The following is an 18,068-nucleotide window of genomic DNA, read 5'->3' as shown; positions in this document are numbered from 1 at the left end:
TGATTTTATTAGCTTGAAGAACAAATCAAAACGTCTCAACAATCTAATCTAGAAGAAACAAAAGTACCAGACTTTGATAAGTTGAAGAGTCGTCTAAATTTGATAATAAGTCGTTTTAGTGTTTATTTAAGAGAAGCAAATCCTGAAGCAAAAAATCAGCTTATGAAGTTGTTGATTGATTCTGTTGAAATTACTACAGATAAAAAAGTGAAGCTCATACGGTATAAAATTGATGAAAGTCTTATCCCTCAATCTTTGAAAAAAGATTAAGGGTCTTTTTTTATGCCTAAATTTAACTTTGTGATAAATGTCGCAAATAAAAATAGGATTGAAAATTTATCACTTTTACCACTTTTTTAGAGTGACAAAAGTGGAGGAATTTTGAAATATTTTATAAATATATATTTTATTTATGGAGTACACATTATTAATTAAGGAGGTCATTATAATGACGCTAAGCAAACAACTTAAAACGTATATTACTGAACGATTTAAATTAAATTATCAAGAAACTTGGGCTTGTGAAACCGTAGATGCGGTGGCTGAAGATGTATTACCTGAAAAATATATTAAAAATAGTCCACTTGAAAATAAAATTTTAAATACTTTTACCTATTACAATGATGAATTACATGAAATTAGCATTTACCCTTTTTTATGTTATCTAGATAAGGAATTAGTAGCAATAGGTTATTTAGATAATTTTGATTTAGACTTTATATTTTTAAATGACACTCATCAAGTCATTATTGATGAACGCTACTTGTTACAAAAAGGGGGCGAGTAATTATGAACTGGATCAAGGTCGCTCAACTATCTGTCACAGTTATCAATGAATTAATTGAGATTATGAAAGAAAAACAAAATGGAGGGGAATAGTATGAACATCAATCGATACATTACACGAGGGATTAGTGAACACATATCTCTAGACCTTCAAATTTTACTTTGGAATATGGTAAAAGAACGGGACAATCAACCTCATACAGATTATCTACACATTTTTAGACTGCAGGAAGATGAGAATATACTCTCAATCACACATGAACAAGAACAACCCGCATACAAATTGGAATATCACTATATAAACTATGTAAAAAATCAAAAAGCAATACCTAAGAAAGTCTACGTCATCCGAGAAGATGATGTAGACGTTTTTTATTATGTCATGCTTTTACCTGAAGAATATTAAAAGGAGTGAAGATGATGAATACAATCAAAAGTACGATACACACAGAAGCGATTTTTAGCGATGATGAACAACACCGCTACTTACTCAAGAAAATTTGGGATGAAAAGAAACCTGTTTGTACGGTGATAACCATGTATCCTCATTTAGATGGCGTATTATCACTCGATCTTACGACTGTTCTTATCCTCAATCAATTAGCGAACTCTGAACAATATGGCGCTGTATATCTTGTAAATCTATTCTCTAATATTAAAACCCCAGAGAATCTTAAACATATTAAAGAACCTTATGATAAACACAGCGACATTCATTTAATGAAAGCTATAAGTGAAAGTGACACAGTGATTTTAGCCTATGGTGCTTATGCGAAGCGTCCCGTTGTTGTCGAACGCGTTGAGCAAGTGATGGAAATGTTAAAACCTCATAAAAAGAAAGTAAAAAAGCTCATAAATCCAGCAACGAATGAAATTATGCATCCGCTTAATCCTAAAGCGCGTCAAAAATGGACATTGAAATAAAGGAGGATTATCTATGAACCATGAAACTAAACAATCAGATTGGCGAACGGTTGCTAATTGTTTAGAATCGAAAAATTATATATCGATTGTAAAAGGATTAGTACATCATTTCACAGCGATTGAAGATGAAGAAATACTTGATAAAATCTATGAAGATTTTATGAATGATGACTCTATTACAACGGTCCTTAACAATGATTTACAAGATATTATTAATTATTACCTATCAAAATAAAAATATATTACTTTTAATAAAATTAGAGCATCCTTCACTTTGCGGTGAGGGATGCTCTCTATTTAATTTTTTTGCTATTTTCCATTATATATATTTAATTTTATTTGAAATGTATTGTACAATTTAAAATAATGGAGGGACATTTAATTTATGAAAAAATATATAATTAGTTTAGTACTTTTAACTTCTTTTTTACTATCTGCTTGTACAATTAATATTGAGCGCGATGAGGAAAATAGTGAGAAAAATAAACAGAAAGAAAACCCTCATACTGATTCAAACAATACAAGTTCGAATGAATCAGATACTTCTAAACAATCATCTCAAGAAAATATTATAAATCAAACAGAACAAAATCAACCAACTGAGAATAATTCAAGTTCACAACAAGATCTGCAACTAATAACAGAAAATGAAGCTATTCAAAAAATAAAAGATGAGTTTCCACCTATACGAACAGGAAATGACTATCGTATAGATAGTACTAGAACTGATAATAATGTGTACGCTATCAAATTTACTTCTCAAGATGCAGAAGGTTATCCTATGAAAGCTGCTGTCACTATTGATAAGCGAACAGGAGAATTTATTGATTATATTGATGATAGAAGCGATGAAGATAAAGAGCGTCATGTCCAACATGCTAAAGAAAGTACTCTTTATAAAGGTCCATACGATGCTTTCAGAAAAGATTTTAGTCATAAAATAAATGAATGAAGTATATATGAATTGTCATCTTTAATATAAGAGCATCCTTCACTTTGCGGTGAGGGATGCTCTTTTAGTTTATTTTTTATTGATTACTCGCCATAAGTTCTGCTTGTTCTACGACCTGCTCTACAGCCATTTTTTGTAAATCTGGCGGATAGCCATATTTCTTAAGCAATCGTCTAACAGCTACACGCATTTTAGCTTTTGCGCTATCACGTTTAGACCAATCAACACTCATGTTTTCTTTCACTGTTTTAGTTAGCTCGTGAGCAATCGCACGTAGTTCTTTGTCTTCCATCGCTTTTTTCGCTGTTTCATGTGAAACTAAAGCATCGTAAAACGCAATCTCATCCGAATTTAGGCCTAATTCATTTCCTCGTTGTTGTTCTTGTTTAATATCTTTGGCAAGTTGAATGAGTTCTTCAATCACTTTTGATGTTTCAATGGAACGACTATTATATTTATTAATCGAATTTCCTAACATCTCAGAGAAGCGCTTAGATACTGTCGCATTCGTTTTCATTAATGATTTAACTTGCCCTTTGAGTAATCGATTTAATAATTCTACCGCAACATTTTTTTGTTTCAATCCTTCGACATCTTTTAAGAAATCATCAGATAGGATTGATAAATCGGGTTGTTCAAGACCTAGCGTTTGATAAACATCAATGACATCTTCAGTCACAACAGATTGTGACACAAGTTGATTAATCTCTGCTTCAACTTCTGCAGGTGTTTTACGTGTTTTTCCTTCTTTTGGCGGTTGTAACAATTTAACAAGTCCTGCTTTAACCGCTTTAAAGAAGGCAATTTCATCATTGAGTTCTTGGGCTGTAGGTTCAGTCGCACAAAGCGCAAAGGCTTTACCTAACTCTGTGACCGTTTTAATAAAACGTTGACGTTCATCTTCACCTAAACCAATCACATAATCCATCGTATTCGATATTGTATAATAACGTTCCGATTTTTTCTCTGAATTAAATTTAGAATAATCAAGATTATATAACATATCTTGAATCACATCATACTTCAATAACATCAATTCAACCGCTTTATCTGTATCTATTGCCGTTTGAGCTTGATCAGATTCTGTATATTCTTTAAGAGCTTCTTTTAAGCTTTCGGCGATACCCACATAATCGACAATTAATCCACCCGGCTTATCTTTAAACACTCGATTAACTCGAGCAATTGCTTGCATCAAATTATGCCCTTTCATTGGTTTATCAATATACATGGTATGCATAGAAGGAACATCAAACCCTGTGAGCCACATATCTCGAACAATCACGAGTTGTAATTCATCATTCACATCTTTCATACGTTTTTCTAATACACTACGACGTTTTTTAGGACCAATATGTCTTTGGAAAGAAGTTGGGTCACTAGATGAACCTGTCATCACTACTTTGATGACCCCTTTATCATCATCATCTGAATGCCATTCTGGTTTTAGACGAATGATTTCATCATATAAATCAACAGCAATTCGACGACTCATCGTTACAATCATTCCTTTACCTTTCATCGCTTGTTGACGTGTTTCAAAGTGTTGGATGATATCTTTGGCTAGGGCTTCTACACGAGGTTTTGCGCCTGCTAAAGCTTCAATACGGGACCATTTTGATTTTAAACGCTGTTTTACATCCTCTTCTTGATCTTCAGTAATGTCATTATACGCTTCATCTAAATCTAAACTTTGAGGTAGATTTAATGGAATTACACGACTTTCATAGTAAATTTTAACCGTACTTCCATCAGCTACGGCTTGTGTCATATCATAAACATCGATATAGTTTCCGAAAACCATTTGCGTATTTTTATCCGTTGAAGCTACGGGTGTGCCTGTAAATCCTACGAATGTTGCATTCGGTAAAGCATCTCTTAAATATTTGGCATAACCATATTTAATGCCTTCACCTTTATCATCATATTTAGCGTTAAAGCCATATTGTGTACGATGTGCTTCATCTGCCATGACAATCACATTTTTACGTTCAGTTAGGGCAGCCATGGTCGTTTCATTTTGTTCAGGTTCAAATTTTTGCATTGTTGTAAATACAATACCACCCGACTCAACAGATAATAACGATTTTAATTCTTTACGTGTTTCAGCTTGTTTTGGTGTTTGTCTTAATAATCCTTTACCAGATCGACCTTTTGATTTAACAAACGTACTGTACAGCTGGTTATCTAAATCATTACGATCCGTCACGATGACTAAGGTAGGATTATTAAGCATTTGAATTAATTTTCCTGAGAAAAAGACCATAGTCAAACTTTTACCAGACCCTTGGGTATGCCAAATAACGCCTCCTTTTCCATCACCTTGCCCAGATGAAGCTAATAAAGCTCTGTCAACCGCTTTATTAACGGCATAGTATTGATGATACGCTGCTAGAATTTTACTGATATGTCCTTTGCCATCATCTTGGAATAAGACAAAATAGCGAATTAAATCAAGTAAAGTTTCTGGATTCAACATGCCATGTATGAGTATGTCTAAGCTAGATAAACTTGATGATGATTCAGTTTCTCCATCTTTAGAACGCCAAGTCATAAAACGATCATAATTTGCGGTTAGGGAGCCCCCCTTTGTATTAATACCATCACTTGTAATAAGTACTTCATTAAATGTAAATAATTGTGGAATACGCATCTTATACGTTTCTAATTGATGATAACCGTCTTCGACGCCTACAGTTTCATTAGTTGAATTTTTAAGTTCAATGACAACGATAGGTAAGCCATTGATAAAGAGTACAATATCGGGACGTTTTGTATAGTCTCCATTAACGACCGTGAATTGATTGACTGCTAAAAAATCATTGTTTTGTGGATGTTCAAAATCAACGATTTTAACAATTTCTACTACCGATTGTCCTTCGTCATCATAGTCTTCGATTTCAATACCATTAATCAAATTTTCATGAAAGGTAAGGTTATTTTCTAAAAGATTGGGCGACTTCTCTAAAATTAATTCATGCATCGCTTTTTCAATAAAACGAGGATGGATGTCTGAGTTGATTTTTCTTAATGCTTTCTCTAAACGTTCATGAAGGACAACTTCTTTATCACTTTTACGTTCTGGCGCTAGACCTGTCATACTAATCTCATTACCTTTTTTATAGTCGTAGCCTAGTGATTGTAACCATTCTAATGCGACTTGTTCTAAATCATCTTCATTAAATTGAAAGTTCATCCGTATTCACCTCAACATCATCAGATATTTCTAGTTCTCCAGACATTAGTTTAGGGAGAAGAGTATCTCGTAATTTTACTAAATTATTAGTTTCTTTATTAAGATTACTAATATTTTTAAAAAGATTTAAATGAATTTGATTTGCTTTTAATAACATTGGATGATTTAAGTTAGGTAAAGCAATTTTAAAATTTTCAAATACTTTCTTAGTGTAAAATTCTCTAGCAGAACCTGATGTTTGATTACTTACATTTTTATTTATTATTTTTATTATATTATAAATTAAAGGATTATTTATATTTGAATTGAGAGTTCTAAATCTCCACATATTTTGATTTTGTAAAGATGGTAAATTAGATTCTGTAATAATACCTATATTACCTATAGATCCCCCAACTGTTACTAATAAAGTATCAAAAATTTCCAATGAATATTTATTATATTTTGATATATTTATATAATCATTAGAAACAAATTTTAAATTACTCATCTCAATTAAGCAGCTAGTCTTAGATATATTTAAAGTTCTTAAGACTGATAATTTACTACTGTAAATATATTCACTTGATTTAAATGCGTATCCTGTTCTAATATCTGTTATATTTTTTAATGCATTAACATTCCAATTTAAAGGTATTTTACCTAACTCACTATCAACCATTTCTCCACCACTAGATTTATAAGGATTACCATTTTCATCTGGAAATTCAAAATCTACAAACCAGCGTTTGAATAGTGTTTGCGACAGTTCTTCAAGGTTTGCTATGATTTTTTGATTTAGCTCAATTTTTTTATCTAAATTAGATAATATTGTTCCAATATGTTTTTGTTGCTTTTCATTAGGTATATTTACAATAAAATTTTCTAAAGTTTTTTTGTTTACGGAACTAAAAATAGTTCCTGTTGCTTGAGATTCCAATTCATTAATTTTTGACTTCAATAAATAAAATAAAAATTCTTGATTATTATTTATTGATCTTATTGCACATAGTCCCCGACCAATACATAGATCGACAGGTGCTATATTTATATCTCCCACCGGAGCCCTAACTGAAAATAAAATATCATTAGCATTAGCTAATTTAGTAACTTTTTTTGTATAAGTATCAATAACTGGATAAATGTGCTGAAAAGTTCTATTTCCTTGTAAAAATGGTGTACCATCAATTTCACTATAAAATTCTGATTTAGGAGATTGCCCCATAGTTATAATAGATATCTCACCTAATTTAACCTTTTTAAACTCCATAACCTAACCCCTCCAGTGATTTACGGATTTGGTCTTCAAGTTCTTTTGATTTAGCAAATTGTTCACTTAATTCAGAAGTAATGCGTTCCATTTTTTGTTCAAATGGTTCTTCATCCTCTTCAACATCGGCTAAACCGACATAACGTCCAGGTGTCAAAATATATTCGTTATTTTTAACTTCTTCCACCTTAGCTACTTTACAAAATCCAGCTATATCTTCGTATGATTTATCGTTTGTACCTCTCCAAGCATGATATGTTTGTGTTACTTTTTGAATATCTTGATCTGAAAATTCTTTTAATGTTCTAGTTACCATACGACCGATTTCACGAGCATCAATAAATAAAATTTCATTTTTACGTTCTTTTTTACCAATTTGACCTTTATTATTACTAATGAACCAAAGACATACAGGTATTTGTGTTGAATAAAAGAGTTGACCAGGTAAAGTAACAATACATTCCACTAAATCTTGTTCAATAAGATTTTTACGAATTTCTAATTCATCTTTTCCACTTGTAGACATTGATCCATTGGCTAATACAAATCCTGCTGTACCATTAGGTGCTAATTTTGAAATCATATGTTCAATCCATGCATAGTTGGCATTACCTTTTGGAGGTATTCCAAATTGCCAACGATAATCATCAAGTAATCGTTCTTGTCCCCAATCACTTGCATTAAAAGGAGGATTGGCTAATATGTAATCTGCCTTTAATCCTTTATGTAGATCGTTATGGAATGTATCAGCATTTCGTTCACCTAAGTCATTATCAATACCACGGATAGCTAAGTTCATTTTTGCTAATTTCCAAGTCGTAGGGTTAGATTCTTGTCCGTAAATCGCAATATCGTCTAATCGACCTTGATGTTTCTCAACGAAGCGTTCACTTTGTACAAACATCCCACCTGAACCGCAACATGGATCGTAAATACGACCTTTATAAGGCTCAATCATCTCAACTAATAATTTTACAATTGATGATGGGGTATAGAACTCTCCGGCATTTTTACCTTCGGCACTTGCAAACTTAGCAATAAAGTATTCATACACTCGGCCCAATACATCTTGTTTACGACTTTCAGTATCGCCAACCTTAAATGTAAATAAATCAATAATGTCACCTAATTTTTCTTTATCTAACGCAGGTCGTGCATATTCTTTTGGTAACACACCTTTTAATGATTCATTTTCATTTTCAATTGCAATCATGGCTTTATCAATTATTTGTCCAATTTCTGGTTTTTTCGCATTATCATTGATATATTGCCATCTTGCTTCTTTTGGTACCCAGAAAATATTTTCCGCTAAGTATTCATCTTGATCTTCTTCGTCAGCATAAGGATCTTGCTTCAATTCTTCATACTTTTCTTCAAAAGAATCTGATACATATTTTAAAAATATTAAACCTAATGCTACATTTTTATACTCAGCAGCATCCATGCTTCCTCTTAATTTATCTGCAGCTTGCCATAGTTTTTCTTCAAATCCAATAGTTGCCATTTAATAATTCCTTTCAAATTATTCTTAGCTTAAATATAGCAAAATATTGAATTTTGATGTACATAATCTAATTGATTTTATAAAAAATAACAAATAGACTAAAAATATTAATTAGATTATTATTAAATAAAAGTGGAAAAATGGAGCGGTGTCGTAATATTGCTCTTATAAAATATAACTAGGTGGAATTATGAAAAATTTTAAAGTTCAAGAAGCTAAAGAAACTCCATTAAGTGCTCAAAATGCAAATGTATTCATTAAATGTGTTAAAAAATATAATTGGCTTAAAGACATAATAATAAATGGTTATTTCCAATTTAGGTATGTAACTGAAGAAGTAGAATATTTAAATATAGAGACTACTGACTTAAGTGGAAAGAGAATTCCTATCGAAGACATTACGTTTCCAATGTTATGTTTTTGTGATATACCATTAAATCAATTAAAAGATCATAATAAATGGTATGGAGACTATGCGATATGTATGAAAAAATCTTGGGGAGTAAACAAAAACCTACAGCCATTGCATTATGTATCGAATACTAGTGAGTATATTAAAATGTATCAAGAAGTGTTTAATAATATAGTTAATAAACCAGACACTGATGAAAAAGTATATGAATTTATATTCGCTTCATTATTTTTCTTAAAACATTTTAAAGGAAGCCAATATTGTGAAAAAACTGATAAAATAGAAGAGAAAATATTCATGGATGAACAAGAATGGAGAAGTATAAAATTAGTTGATGAAGATTTAGATCCTTTTTACATCAATGAAAATAGTGACTCTAAAAGAAATTATTATAATGAAGCTTTAACAAAATTATCAAGTAATAAATTAGAATTTAATTGTGAAGATATTAGGTACATTATTGTTGAAAAAGAAGAGGACGTTATTCAGCTAATAAATGATATTAATTGCTCTAATTACGATGATCAAGAAAAAAGCTTACTCATTTCAAAAATAAGTGTCTTAAATCACTTAAGAGAGGATTTTATGTAATGCTTAGTAAAAAACAAATTAAAAAAACTTTAAACAGCGATAAAATGCCGTCATTAATTGTTAATGAATTAGATAGAGAATTGCAGAATAAATTGAAAAAACAATATCCAAGTAAAGAAGAATTAATTAAAGAATTGAAGTATGACGCAGTTAATGAGAATTCTGCAGTATTAAAAAATGAATTGACGAGTAAACTAAAATTCAAACTTAAGGATTATCAAAATTCAAATGAATTTTTATTTTACTTAAAAAATAGTCAAAAGATGATTGAAATACATGATTATAAAATGGAGCAATTTTTTGAAGATATACCTCTTGAAGATAGTGATGTTTATAAATCTATTGCGAATAATGAAGATACAGAAACATATATAATAATGAAAGCTCCAGAATTTAATGAAGAAGATAAACTAAATATATCAATTAAAGTTGATGGGAAATTTAAAGAATTAGATTTTTATAGAAAAGCATATGATAGTAAAAAAGAAATGAAATATTTATATCGGGACCGATATATAAAGATATCCATGTTAATAGAAAAAAATTTAGAATATATTAGTTGGGGATTTCATCATCTTTTTAATGAAAATAAAGGGGAGGTAAATACAACTAATATAATTGATACTTATAAAATGTTAATAGCGCTAGCTAGTGGCGAAATGTATACAGCAAATAAGATAAAATTTAATAATGATTCAGCAAGTAAAAATAAAGAAATCTTAGAATCTTTAAACAAAGATTTAAAATTATTTGAAATTATTCATGAATTTCAAAATTCGTTGGATAAAGAATTTAAGATATCCACCCCGTTTAATTCTAAAGAAATTATAGAAGGAGTAAAAACCTACTTTTTATTATATAAACAAAAACTAATATTGGAAGAAAAGCGTTTAGAAAGTTTACTAATCAAAACATCTTCCTTCGATTTAGAAGATATAAAAGGAAAAAAATTCACCTTAATTCAAGAGGAAGAAGTAACAAAAACTATTTTTACTCAAAAAATCTCTTACACACAATATCAATGTTATTATCAAGTAAAATCCTCAGACTATGAAAAATTACAAGATGATGAATTTAAACTAAAATTTAATCCTGAAGATGTAATTACTACTATTTTAAAAGCTTCATTCAACACAACCGAACCTATCGGATTAGAAAATATTGCTTTTGAAGAAGCGAAAACTTTAGATGCCTTTATTAGTAACTATAAATCAAATTAAATACTCTTTAAGATGGGTTTCACTCGTGAAATAAATAAAACTAAAAGATACTTTGGTTTCATATTAATAGCACTGAATATAAGAAAGGTAACAGCTCAATAAGCTGAAAATAATACGAAAATTTATAAAAAAAAGACGATTTCTATATTATATCAATAGAAATTGTCTTTTTTCATCTATTTAGAAATGTTATATCTACAGAATTTTTTAGTAAAATCACTGGTAGGGAGAAGCATATCATAAGTGATGAGGTTTTTTATAATGAATGTAGTATGAACAATAAACTAAGAATAGTATATAATTAGTCACAGATATAAATTCATAAAGGTGTGAAAAAAGTATGATAACTATAAATGATTTATTTTCTTTATTAGAAATTTTAGATTATGAAAAAGTAACAAGTGATCGATTCTGTAAGTATTTTAATAAAGGAACTGTAAATGAATGTAAAATTGAAGTAGATTTTGAAAAAAACAAATTTACTTATCCAAAAGAATTAACTATACATAGAAATACTACTACAAATTTTTCATCCAATGAAAATTTTGTTATTTTTGAAGTAGTAAATAGGTTACTAGAAATAGGATATTTACCTAAACAAATTGAGTTGGAATTTTCTATCTCTATTGGAAGAGGTAAAGAAAAAATTACAGCATGGTCAGATGTATTAATTAAAGATAACGAAGGAAGATATTATGCTATTATTGAAGCTAAAACTAATGGTAAAGAGTTTGATAGTGCTTGGAAAAAGACAATAAATGACAATGGATATCAATTATTTTCTTATGTTGATCAACTAAGGAATTCTGAGAGTATACCATATGGAATCTTATATACATCGGATATTTTTGAAAATAGTATAATTAGAGATTATCATATAATTAGCTTTAAAGATAATATTGAATTTCTTAATAAAATTGACGAAAAGAATGATAAAAATTTATATTTAAAGTCAAGTGACTCAGAAGAATTATTTAGAATTTGGAATGAGGTTTATGATCAGGCATATTCAACAGCAGGTATGTTTGAAGAAAATGCTACACCTTTTGAAATATCAGAGATGAGATTAACCGTTGATGATATTTATAACAATCCATTAGATACTGATGGACTAATAAACAAATTCAGAAAAATATTAAGGAAGTACAATGTATCAGGTGGAGAAAACGCTTTTGATAGATTGTTAAATTTATTATTGGCAAAAATTGTGGATGAGAAGCAAAGTCTAAATACTAAAAAACCATTAGAGTTTTATTGGCGTGGTATAGCATTTGATGAAAAAAAGGCTCTCGTAGATAGATTACAGAGACTATATCGAGATGGAATGAAAGATTATTTAAAGGAAGATGTTACGTACATTGATACAAGAGATGTAGATAGAGCATTCTCCTTGTTTATCAATGATAAGGATGCTACGAAAGATTTAATTCAAAATTACTTTGATCAACTTAAATTTTATACTGATAACTTTTTCTCATTTATTGATGTTTATAATGAGAGTTTATTTAATCAAAATTTTGAGATATTAAGTGAAATTGTTGAGATATTTCAAGATGTATCATTAACTAATAGTAAACAACATCAATTTTTAGGAGATTTATTTGAAAAATTACTTGATCAAGGAATAAAACAATCTGAGGGACAGTTTTTTACTCCATTACCAATTGTTAAATTCATTATAAGTTCTTTACCAATCGATGAAATAATAAAAAATGGTAAAGTGCCTAAAGTAATTGATTACGCATGTGGATCAGGTCATTTTTTGACTGAATATGCAAGTATATTGAAAAAATATGTAGATTCGGAGAAAAATATATCAGAATATCATAAAAATATTTATGGTTTAGAGAAAGAAAGTCGCTTAGCAAAAGTTAGTAAAGTATCAGCATTAATGTATGGAGCAGTTGAAGCACAAATCTATTTTCAGGATGCACTACTTGAGACCGAAGAAATTGCAAATGGTACTTATGATATTTTAATTGCAAATCCACCATATTCTGTAACTGGATTCCTTGATACTTTAGATGAGAAAAGTAAAAAGGATTATGAATTATTCAAATTAGTTAATAATGTCTCAACAAATAAAGCTATAGAAGCATTTTTTGTTGAGAAGATGAAAAAGTTATTAAAGCCAGGAGGAATAGCCGGTATAATACTACCATCATCAATATTACAGAAAAATGAAAGTATATTTATTAATACAAGAAAAATGATTATTGAATCATTTGAAATTATTGCAATATTTGAAGCTGGTAAGGGCACTTTTGGAAAGACAGGTACTAATACTGTAACGCTGTTCTTAAGAAAAAGATTGAGTGAATTAGATTTATATGATCACTATAAAAATCGAGTTGATGCATGGTATGATGAAAAAGATAAATATGATGAATTATTTAGCGATGGACATAAATTGAGAGTATTTGCAAATATTCTTGGTTTATCCTTAGAGGATATCCTAAAAAATAATAAATACAAAGAAAAACTAATATATTATCTAATTAGTGATCATCAGGAAAATGATGTTATTATAATTAAAACTCCAGCAGCTGGAAAAGAATTGAAACAGTTTTTAGGTTATGAATGGAGCAATAGAAAAGGTTCAGAAGGAATAAAATATTTAAATGGTGAATTATCAAAAATAAATAATGATTTATATAATCATGATAATTTTTATGATAATACAAAGATAAATTTTATCATTAGAAATAATTTTAGTAACAAGGATAAAGTTGAACATGAAAATGTACAATATGCTCGATTACCCGAATTAATATCTTGGGAAGATCAAGATTTGAATTTAGGAATAAACACATATAAAAGACAAACTATAATGTTAGCAGAAAACGAACAATTGGTATCATTAAGAGATAATAAAATATTTGAGATGAACATTGGTAAAAGAGTTAAAGATGAGGAACTAGTTAAAGATGGTAAATTACCTGTTTATTCAGCTAATGTATTTAAGCCATTTGGCTACATTAATAAAAATATAATTGAAGATTTTACTAAACCTTCGATAATATGGGGGATAGATGGTGATTGGCAAGTGAACTATATAAAAGAAAACAAACCATTTTACCCCACTGATCATATAGGATATTTGCGTATTAATTCTGAGGAAATTAAACCTAGATATCTTGTGGAACTAATAAAAATGCAAGGTGAAACATTTGGTTTTTCTAGAACAAATAGAGCTTCAATGCATAAAATGAAAAGGATGCAATTAGTTATTCCATCTTTGGATGTGCAAGAAAAAATAATTAAAGAATTAGAAATACTTGATTATGAACAAGAAAAAATATTAGAAAAAATAAATGAATTTAATGATAATATCCTAAGTATTGTAAGTAATATTAAAGGGGCTAATAAGAAATTATCTGATGTTACTACAGAAATTTTTGCAGGGGGGGATGCTCCAAGTGATAAGTCAATTGTTCCCACAGATAAATACATGTATCCTATATATTCAAATGGGGAAAAAGAAGATGGATTATATGGTTGGAGTAGAATACCAAAGGTATTCGAAGAGGCGGTTACTATCTCAGCTAGGGGAACAATCGGCTATATAAAAATGAGAAAACCAAATTTTACACCAATTGTTAGATTAATAACAGCTATACCAGACAAAACTAAAATTAAAACGAAAATGTTGGAAATCGCTTTAAAAAATGCAGATTTTTTCAGTAGCGGGACTACTACTCAACAACTTACTGTACCTATGGTTACAAATATTATACTGAATTTCCCAAGCAATTTAAAAGAACAAGAAAAGATAATAAATGAAGTTGTTCGCATTGAAGAAAATATAGACGAATTAGAAAAAGAATTTTTAAAGTTGGAAAATATGAAAAAAGATCTGTATCGAAAGTAAGAAGAAGGAAATAATTTACTTTGATAGAGAAACTATTCAAAATTTTTTACAGGTTTATTATAAAGGAAATAGTAATAGAGAATTAATTTCAAAAAACTACTTCAACTAATAATAGTACTAATATTGAGGTTAAGTTAAAATTAGCTGTCCCATTTTGGGACAGGATTAGTTTTTTATGTAATTATAAACTTTCAATTGATTATTTTTCAAATGTGACCAATACACATACAATATCGTCAACAGATCTTTCTAAGTTTTTAGTCTATTTATGAATCTTTTATTGTGTTCGTATTATAACTCTAAATAATCTTTTAGATAATCTTTGAACTTATATTCGGAGTAATATACGGCAAGACAATTTTATTAGGGCATGAAAATATTATATTATTATGAGATATCAATAGTTATTTCGTTTGCAGCAATAGAAAGCATTATTATTGAATGATTATCTTTTATAATTATTGCAAGCCTATCTTCATCAACTAGCTGTTGAATTGTATCGATAGTATCTTGTAATTGCTTAATAACCGCTTCAGGCGACACACGAGCAGTCTTCTTCTCATCGAAGCGTTCGTAGGTAATATTTTCTGGATTGTCAGCGTTATAGCTCACGATAAAACGAAATCTATTGCTATCATTAAGGACTTTTAACGCTTTATGCAACTCGTTGATATCTTGTTTTCCGAGGTCACAACTGCCATAGTCTCTTAGGTCTTGGTTGATTTTATAATCGATTTAGATAAGGCCTTTAATTCTATTAGCAATTATCATAAAGTGCCTCTTGATGATTGATTTTGTTATTACTATTTTATAATGATATATATACTTATTGTGTAAAATTGTCTATGTAAATTTAGAATATTTACATATAGGTAAAAAATTAAAAAAATATAAAATACGCTCATCTCTTATTGCAGAGATGAGCGTATTTATTATTTAGCAACATTGTCTTTTCTTCCAGGGTGGTGCTAAAAATCCAACGTAGATAATTATAAACAATAAGTATGACCAAAAAAGGATGGTTATAAAAAATCCAACCATCACCAATCCTATTTGTATTACGATAAATACGCAAAGAAAATGTAGTAATAGTAACTCTATAATTTTAGATGATGTCATTGCTATTCCTCTATCATATCGTTATAACATTCTTGTAATCTACCGTCTATTTCACGCATTTCTTTGTTATTCATACCATCTTGACCTGTAAGTAGAGAAATTGTTATGAATCCATACTTCATAGGTATCTATAGCAATAGCATCATAACGAATGTTAATGCTAACATTGGGATAGTTTCCATATTTTTTAGTCCGTTAATGAATCCTTTGCCATAGTCAGCAGAATTCTTCTTTAAGTCTTCATCCTGTGATAATTATTTTCCTTTCGCATAATATATTTTTGATTTTTCATCTAATTTAGCTTCACGAATTTTGTCCTTAGCAATCTTTTATAATCTGCCACGTTTCTTCCTCCTGTTAATTTAAGTAATGTGTTTCTATGTTATATTCATACACGTTTTTTACACTATGTCTCCTCTCAGTATTGTCTATAGACAGTCGTCTGTTGCTATAAGACCATGTATAAATTTAAGTCCTTCTGAACCAGCAGTAGAATCTATAAATTCCATGTGACTATAAACATCGACATGACTGTTAATGCAAAACTCTATCTGCTTCAGATAATCATATATTTCGTGAAACATATTAAATGACTTATAGAATAAAACTAAATCATAATCTGTATTATATATTTTACCGTTAAGTTCATTTAATTTAGGATAGTAGCCTGTTATAAAGTGCTCTTCAATATCAATATAAACTTTTTCGATACGATAGCCTTTTTCCTTAGCAATTTTTGTAAGTATGTCTAGTTGCTCTTCTAAGGATACTCCAAATTGTGATTCATTTCCTTCATTCAAGTAGATTGCAGCTGTTTTCATTATTATCATCTCCGATTATTCGTTTAGGTAGGCTTTTATGTTTTATGTTTTGCTTTATGGTCTATCTGAATTAAATTAACTGGATACACTTTGAGATATGCTACTGTTAAGTTGTAGCAGTTTCTGTTGAAATTTCTTCAGTTGAATTAGAATTATTTTCTGCTATCTTTGTCTTATTTTCTTTTTCCTTATCTGTTTTTGTCTGTTTTGCTTTTAGCCTGGGTAGTCTCAAGTTTCAGTTTTTCTTTCTCTAGTGACAAGCTTTTATTTTTGAGTACTGAGAATATGCAAATACGCTGATGAGGGTTATTAAGAAAACAATTAATACAGATCCGTATCATTTAATACCGATTAGTAAATATAAAGATTTCGATTATAAAAATTGCAGTTTAGATACTACATTAGAAAAATTAGAAGCGTATTATACATAATAATCATTCATTAAGTCCATATGGATAGTAGATAATTCTTCGCCACATTTTTTAATATAATTAAGTATATTCGTAATATAAGCTTCTTCAAGCTTAATTTTTTTGGGAATTTCTTTTAAGCAATGTGACTTATCATTATTATATGGCAATGATAAGTCAATAACATCATATTTAAATGTGATGGGATCTTTATAGACGAAGTAATTCAATTGCATACGCTCTATAAATTGATTAAAAGTACCAAATGATTTTAGCCATTTTCGTGTTGGTTCTTGCTCGTAAGCTTTCTGTAATTTTAAATGAGCCGCATTGTCATAAAATAATTTAATATCAAATAGAGTATAATCAATTCTATCTTTTAATAAAATTCCTCTTAGTTGATTAAGAGAATTTTTTTGTACTGGAAAAGCTAAATGGCCCATTCTATTTCCTCTAATAAGTTCTAAGTCATCTAACCATTTTTTATCACCATTTCTAAATCGGAAAAGTGGTTTCCATCCGATGAGAGCATCTAGACTACATTTCTGGTGATTAATACTAAGATAATAAGACTCTTTGATGTATTGTGATTCTTGCATTTTGTTATAGAAATCTTGCATTTCAGCTGCAAGAGCTTTATCAAAACCATCAGGATCTACATATATTGATTTAATTAGAGATTCAAGTATTCGTATAGCATTATCTTTCTTGAATTTATTATTTTTATGATAATATGCTGCGTCTTCTTTTATTATCTTCCAAAAATCGCTCTCATATAAAGAGTTTATTAAATTAATATCATTTTGATAAACATATTGTTTCATTGAATGACCAATCCCTTTTAACAGTACAATTGCTTGATAATGTGCTACAGTTAATAATAAATTTAATACGTATTTCTTCACTAGAAACTAATAATTTAATTGTATAATACTTTTAAATTTAATGTAAAATTTCCTGAGTAAAATATTAATCAAAAAAATAAAGGTAAGAGAGGCTGGGACATAATTCCT

At 29.2% G+C, this 18,068-nt stretch carries 16 protein-coding genes and 2 pseudogenes; 11 read left to right on the top strand and 7 right to left on the bottom strand.

Features of this window, described 5'->3' with window-relative positions; genetic code table 11:
- Positions 1-12: 12 nt before the first annotated feature.
- The 6 genes and pseudogenes from JVV30_RS02910 to JVV30_RS02885 all read left to right on the top strand — a co-directional run.
- Positions 13-360 (top strand): annotated as a pseudogene (locus tag JVV30_RS02910) (cassette chromosome recombinase CcrC); the annotation flags it as partial.
- A gap of 88 nt (positions 361-448) precedes the next feature.
- Positions 449-787 carry an SAUGI family uracil-DNA glycosylase inhibitor gene (locus JVV30_RS02905; RefSeq protein WP_031796882.1) on the top strand — a complete coding sequence of 113 codons (339 nt, stop codon included), beginning with the start codon at positions 449-451 and terminating at the stop codon, positions 785-787.
- Between the two features lie 93 nt (positions 788-880).
- Complete coding sequence (locus tag JVV30_RS02900; protein WP_031796883.1) at positions 881-1,192, top strand: DUF960 family protein; 312 nt, start codon at positions 881-883, stop codon at positions 1,190-1,192.
- Positions 1,193-1,206: 14 nt separating this feature from the next.
- Entirely contained in the window at positions 1,207-1,710 is a 504-nt protein-coding gene (locus JVV30_RS02895; RefSeq protein WP_053038302.1) for a DUF1643 domain-containing protein, read from the top strand.
- Positions 1,711-1,723: 13 nt separating this feature from the next.
- Entirely contained in the window at positions 1,724-1,945 is a 222-nt protein-coding gene (locus JVV30_RS02890) for a hypothetical protein (RefSeq protein ID WP_002437519.1), read from the top strand.
- Between the two features lie 150 nt (positions 1,946-2,095).
- Positions 2,096-2,662 (top strand): peptidase, encoded by a 567-nt coding sequence (locus JVV30_RS02885; RefSeq protein ID WP_031796885.1) that lies wholly within the window; start codon positions 2,096-2,098, stop codon positions 2,660-2,662.
- A gap of 76 nt (positions 2,663-2,738) precedes the next feature.
- Here JVV30_RS02885 and JVV30_RS02880 read toward each other — a convergent pair whose 3' ends face one another.
- From JVV30_RS02880 to JVV30_RS02870, 3 genes are read right to left on the bottom strand one after another with little or no spacing between them, the layout of a single operon-like run.
- Positions 2,739-5,858, bottom strand: coding sequence for a type I restriction endonuclease subunit R (locus JVV30_RS02880; RefSeq protein WP_053038303.1), 3,120 nt, complete (start codon positions 5,856-5,858; stop codon positions 2,739-2,741).
- Positions 5,842-7,107 (bottom strand): restriction endonuclease subunit S, encoded by a 1,266-nt coding sequence (locus tag JVV30_RS02875; protein WP_193839844.1) that lies wholly within the window; start codon positions 7,105-7,107, stop codon positions 5,842-5,844. Before JVV30_RS02875 ends, JVV30_RS02880 begins: the two co-directional genes overlap by 17 nt.
- Positions 7,097-8,611 (bottom strand): class I SAM-dependent DNA methyltransferase, encoded by a 1,515-nt coding sequence (locus JVV30_RS02870; RefSeq protein WP_119882041.1) that lies wholly within the window; start codon positions 8,609-8,611, stop codon positions 7,097-7,099. The genes JVV30_RS02875 and JVV30_RS02870 overlap by 11 nt, the downstream gene beginning before the upstream one ends.
- 190 nt (positions 8,612-8,801) lie before the next feature.
- Here JVV30_RS02870 and JVV30_RS02865 point away from each other — a divergent pair, with 190 nt between their 5' ends.
- From JVV30_RS02865 to JVV30_RS02855, 4 genes and pseudogenes are all read left to right on the top strand, one after another.
- Positions 8,802-9,614: an abortive infection system antitoxin AbiGi family protein gene (locus JVV30_RS02865; RefSeq protein WP_053038306.1), complete on the top strand. Its 813-nt coding sequence runs from the start codon at positions 8,802-8,804 to the stop codon at positions 9,612-9,614.
- Positions 9,614-10,834: a hypothetical protein gene (locus JVV30_RS02860; protein ID WP_204193337.1), complete on the top strand. Its 1,221-nt coding sequence runs from the start codon at positions 9,614-9,616 to the stop codon at positions 10,832-10,834. Before JVV30_RS02865 ends, JVV30_RS02860 begins: the two co-directional genes overlap by 1 nt.
- A gap of 12 nt (positions 10,835-10,846) precedes the next feature.
- Positions 10,847-11,139: pseudogene (locus JVV30_RS13185) on the top strand (hypothetical protein); the annotation flags it as partial.
- A gap of 35 nt (positions 11,140-11,174) precedes the next feature.
- Complete coding sequence (locus tag JVV30_RS02855; RefSeq protein ID WP_193839849.1) at positions 11,175-14,705, top strand: N-6 DNA methylase; 3,531 nt, start codon at positions 11,175-11,177, stop codon at positions 14,703-14,705.
- 387 nt (positions 14,706-15,092) lie between these two features.
- Here JVV30_RS02855 and JVV30_RS02850 read toward each other — a convergent pair whose 3' ends face one another.
- The 3 genes from JVV30_RS02850 to JVV30_RS13400 all read right to left on the bottom strand — a co-directional run bounded on the left by JVV30_RS02850 (position 15,093) and on the right by JVV30_RS13400 (position 16,877).
- Positions 15,093-15,317, bottom strand: a complete 225-nt coding sequence (locus JVV30_RS02850) for a hypothetical protein (protein ID WP_002486170.1) — start codon at positions 15,315-15,317, stop codon at positions 15,093-15,095.
- Between the two features lie 935 nt (positions 15,318-16,252).
- Positions 16,253-16,645 carry a serine integrase family protein gene (locus JVV30_RS02845; RefSeq protein WP_002486172.1) on the bottom strand — a complete coding sequence of 131 codons (393 nt, stop codon included), beginning with the start codon at positions 16,643-16,645 and terminating at the stop codon, positions 16,253-16,255.
- Between the two features lie 106 nt (positions 16,646-16,751).
- Positions 16,752-16,877 (bottom strand): hypothetical protein, encoded by a 126-nt coding sequence (locus tag JVV30_RS13400; RefSeq protein WP_275430014.1) that lies wholly within the window; start codon positions 16,875-16,877, stop codon positions 16,752-16,754.
- Between the two features lie 67 nt (positions 16,878-16,944).
- On the opposite strand from JVV30_RS13400, the gene JVV30_RS13395 reads away from it, so the two are divergent.
- Positions 16,945-17,076, top strand: coding sequence for a hypothetical protein (locus JVV30_RS13395; RefSeq protein WP_256262984.1), 132 nt, complete (start codon positions 16,945-16,947; stop codon positions 17,074-17,076).
- Here JVV30_RS13395 and JVV30_RS02840 read toward each other — a convergent pair.
- Positions 17,067-17,960 carry a DUF6994 family protein gene (locus JVV30_RS02840; RefSeq protein WP_247878241.1) on the bottom strand — a complete coding sequence of 298 codons (894 nt, stop codon included), beginning with the start codon at positions 17,958-17,960 and terminating at the stop codon, positions 17,067-17,069. The two genes, JVV30_RS13395 and JVV30_RS02840, sit on opposite strands and share 10 nt — an antisense overlap.
- Positions 17,961-18,068: the final 108 nt, after the last annotated feature.

The organism is Staphylococcus sp. GDY8P47P (assembly GCF_016892225.1).
Classification (GTDB): domain Bacteria; phylum Bacillota; class Bacilli; order Staphylococcales; family Staphylococcaceae; genus Staphylococcus; species Staphylococcus borealis.
Note: the sequence above shows the minus strand (reverse complement) of the source record. Positions and strands in the feature narration are given on the sequence as shown.

Excerpts from the sequence above, each read along its gene's own strand:
- JVV30_RS02905 (WP_031796882.1), top strand. The coding sequence starts at position 449 with ATGACGCTAAGCAAACAACTTAAAACGTATATTACTGAACGATTTAAA.
- JVV30_RS02900 (WP_031796883.1), top strand. The coding sequence starts at position 881 with ATGAACATCAATCGATACATTACACGAGGGATTAGTGAACACATATCT.
- JVV30_RS02895 (WP_053038302.1), top strand. The coding sequence starts at position 1,207 with ATGAATACAATCAAAAGTACGATACACACAGAAGCGATTTTTAGCGAT.
- JVV30_RS02890 (WP_002437519.1), top strand. The coding sequence starts at position 1,724 with ATGAACCATGAAACTAAACAATCAGATTGGCGAACGGTTGCTAATTGT.
- JVV30_RS02885 (WP_031796885.1), top strand. The coding sequence starts at position 2,096 with ATGAAAAAATATATAATTAGTTTAGTACTTTTAACTTCTTTTTTACTA.
- JVV30_RS02880 (WP_053038303.1), bottom strand. The coding sequence starts at position 5,858 with ATGAACTTTCAATTTAATGAAGATGATTTAGAACAAGTCGCATTAGAA.
- JVV30_RS02875 (WP_193839844.1), bottom strand. The coding sequence starts at position 7,107 with ATGGAGTTTAAAAAGGTTAAATTAGGTGAGATATCTATTATAACTATG.
- JVV30_RS02870 (WP_119882041.1), bottom strand. The coding sequence starts at position 8,611 with ATGGCAACTATTGGATTTGAAGAAAAACTATGGCAAGCTGCAGATAAA.
- JVV30_RS02865 (WP_053038306.1), top strand. The coding sequence starts at position 8,802 with ATGAAAAATTTTAAAGTTCAAGAAGCTAAAGAAACTCCATTAAGTGCT.
- JVV30_RS02860 (WP_204193337.1), top strand. The coding sequence starts at position 9,614 with ATGCTTAGTAAAAAACAAATTAAAAAAACTTTAAACAGCGATAAAATG.
- JVV30_RS02855 (WP_193839849.1), top strand. The coding sequence starts at position 11,175 with ATGATAACTATAAATGATTTATTTTCTTTATTAGAAATTTTAGATTAT.
- JVV30_RS02845 (WP_002486172.1), bottom strand. The coding sequence starts at position 16,645 with ATGAAAACAGCTGCAATCTACTTGAATGAAGGAAATGAATCACAATTT.
- JVV30_RS13395 (WP_256262984.1), top strand. The coding sequence starts at position 16,945 with ATGAGGGTTATTAAGAAAACAATTAATACAGATCCGTATCATTTAATA.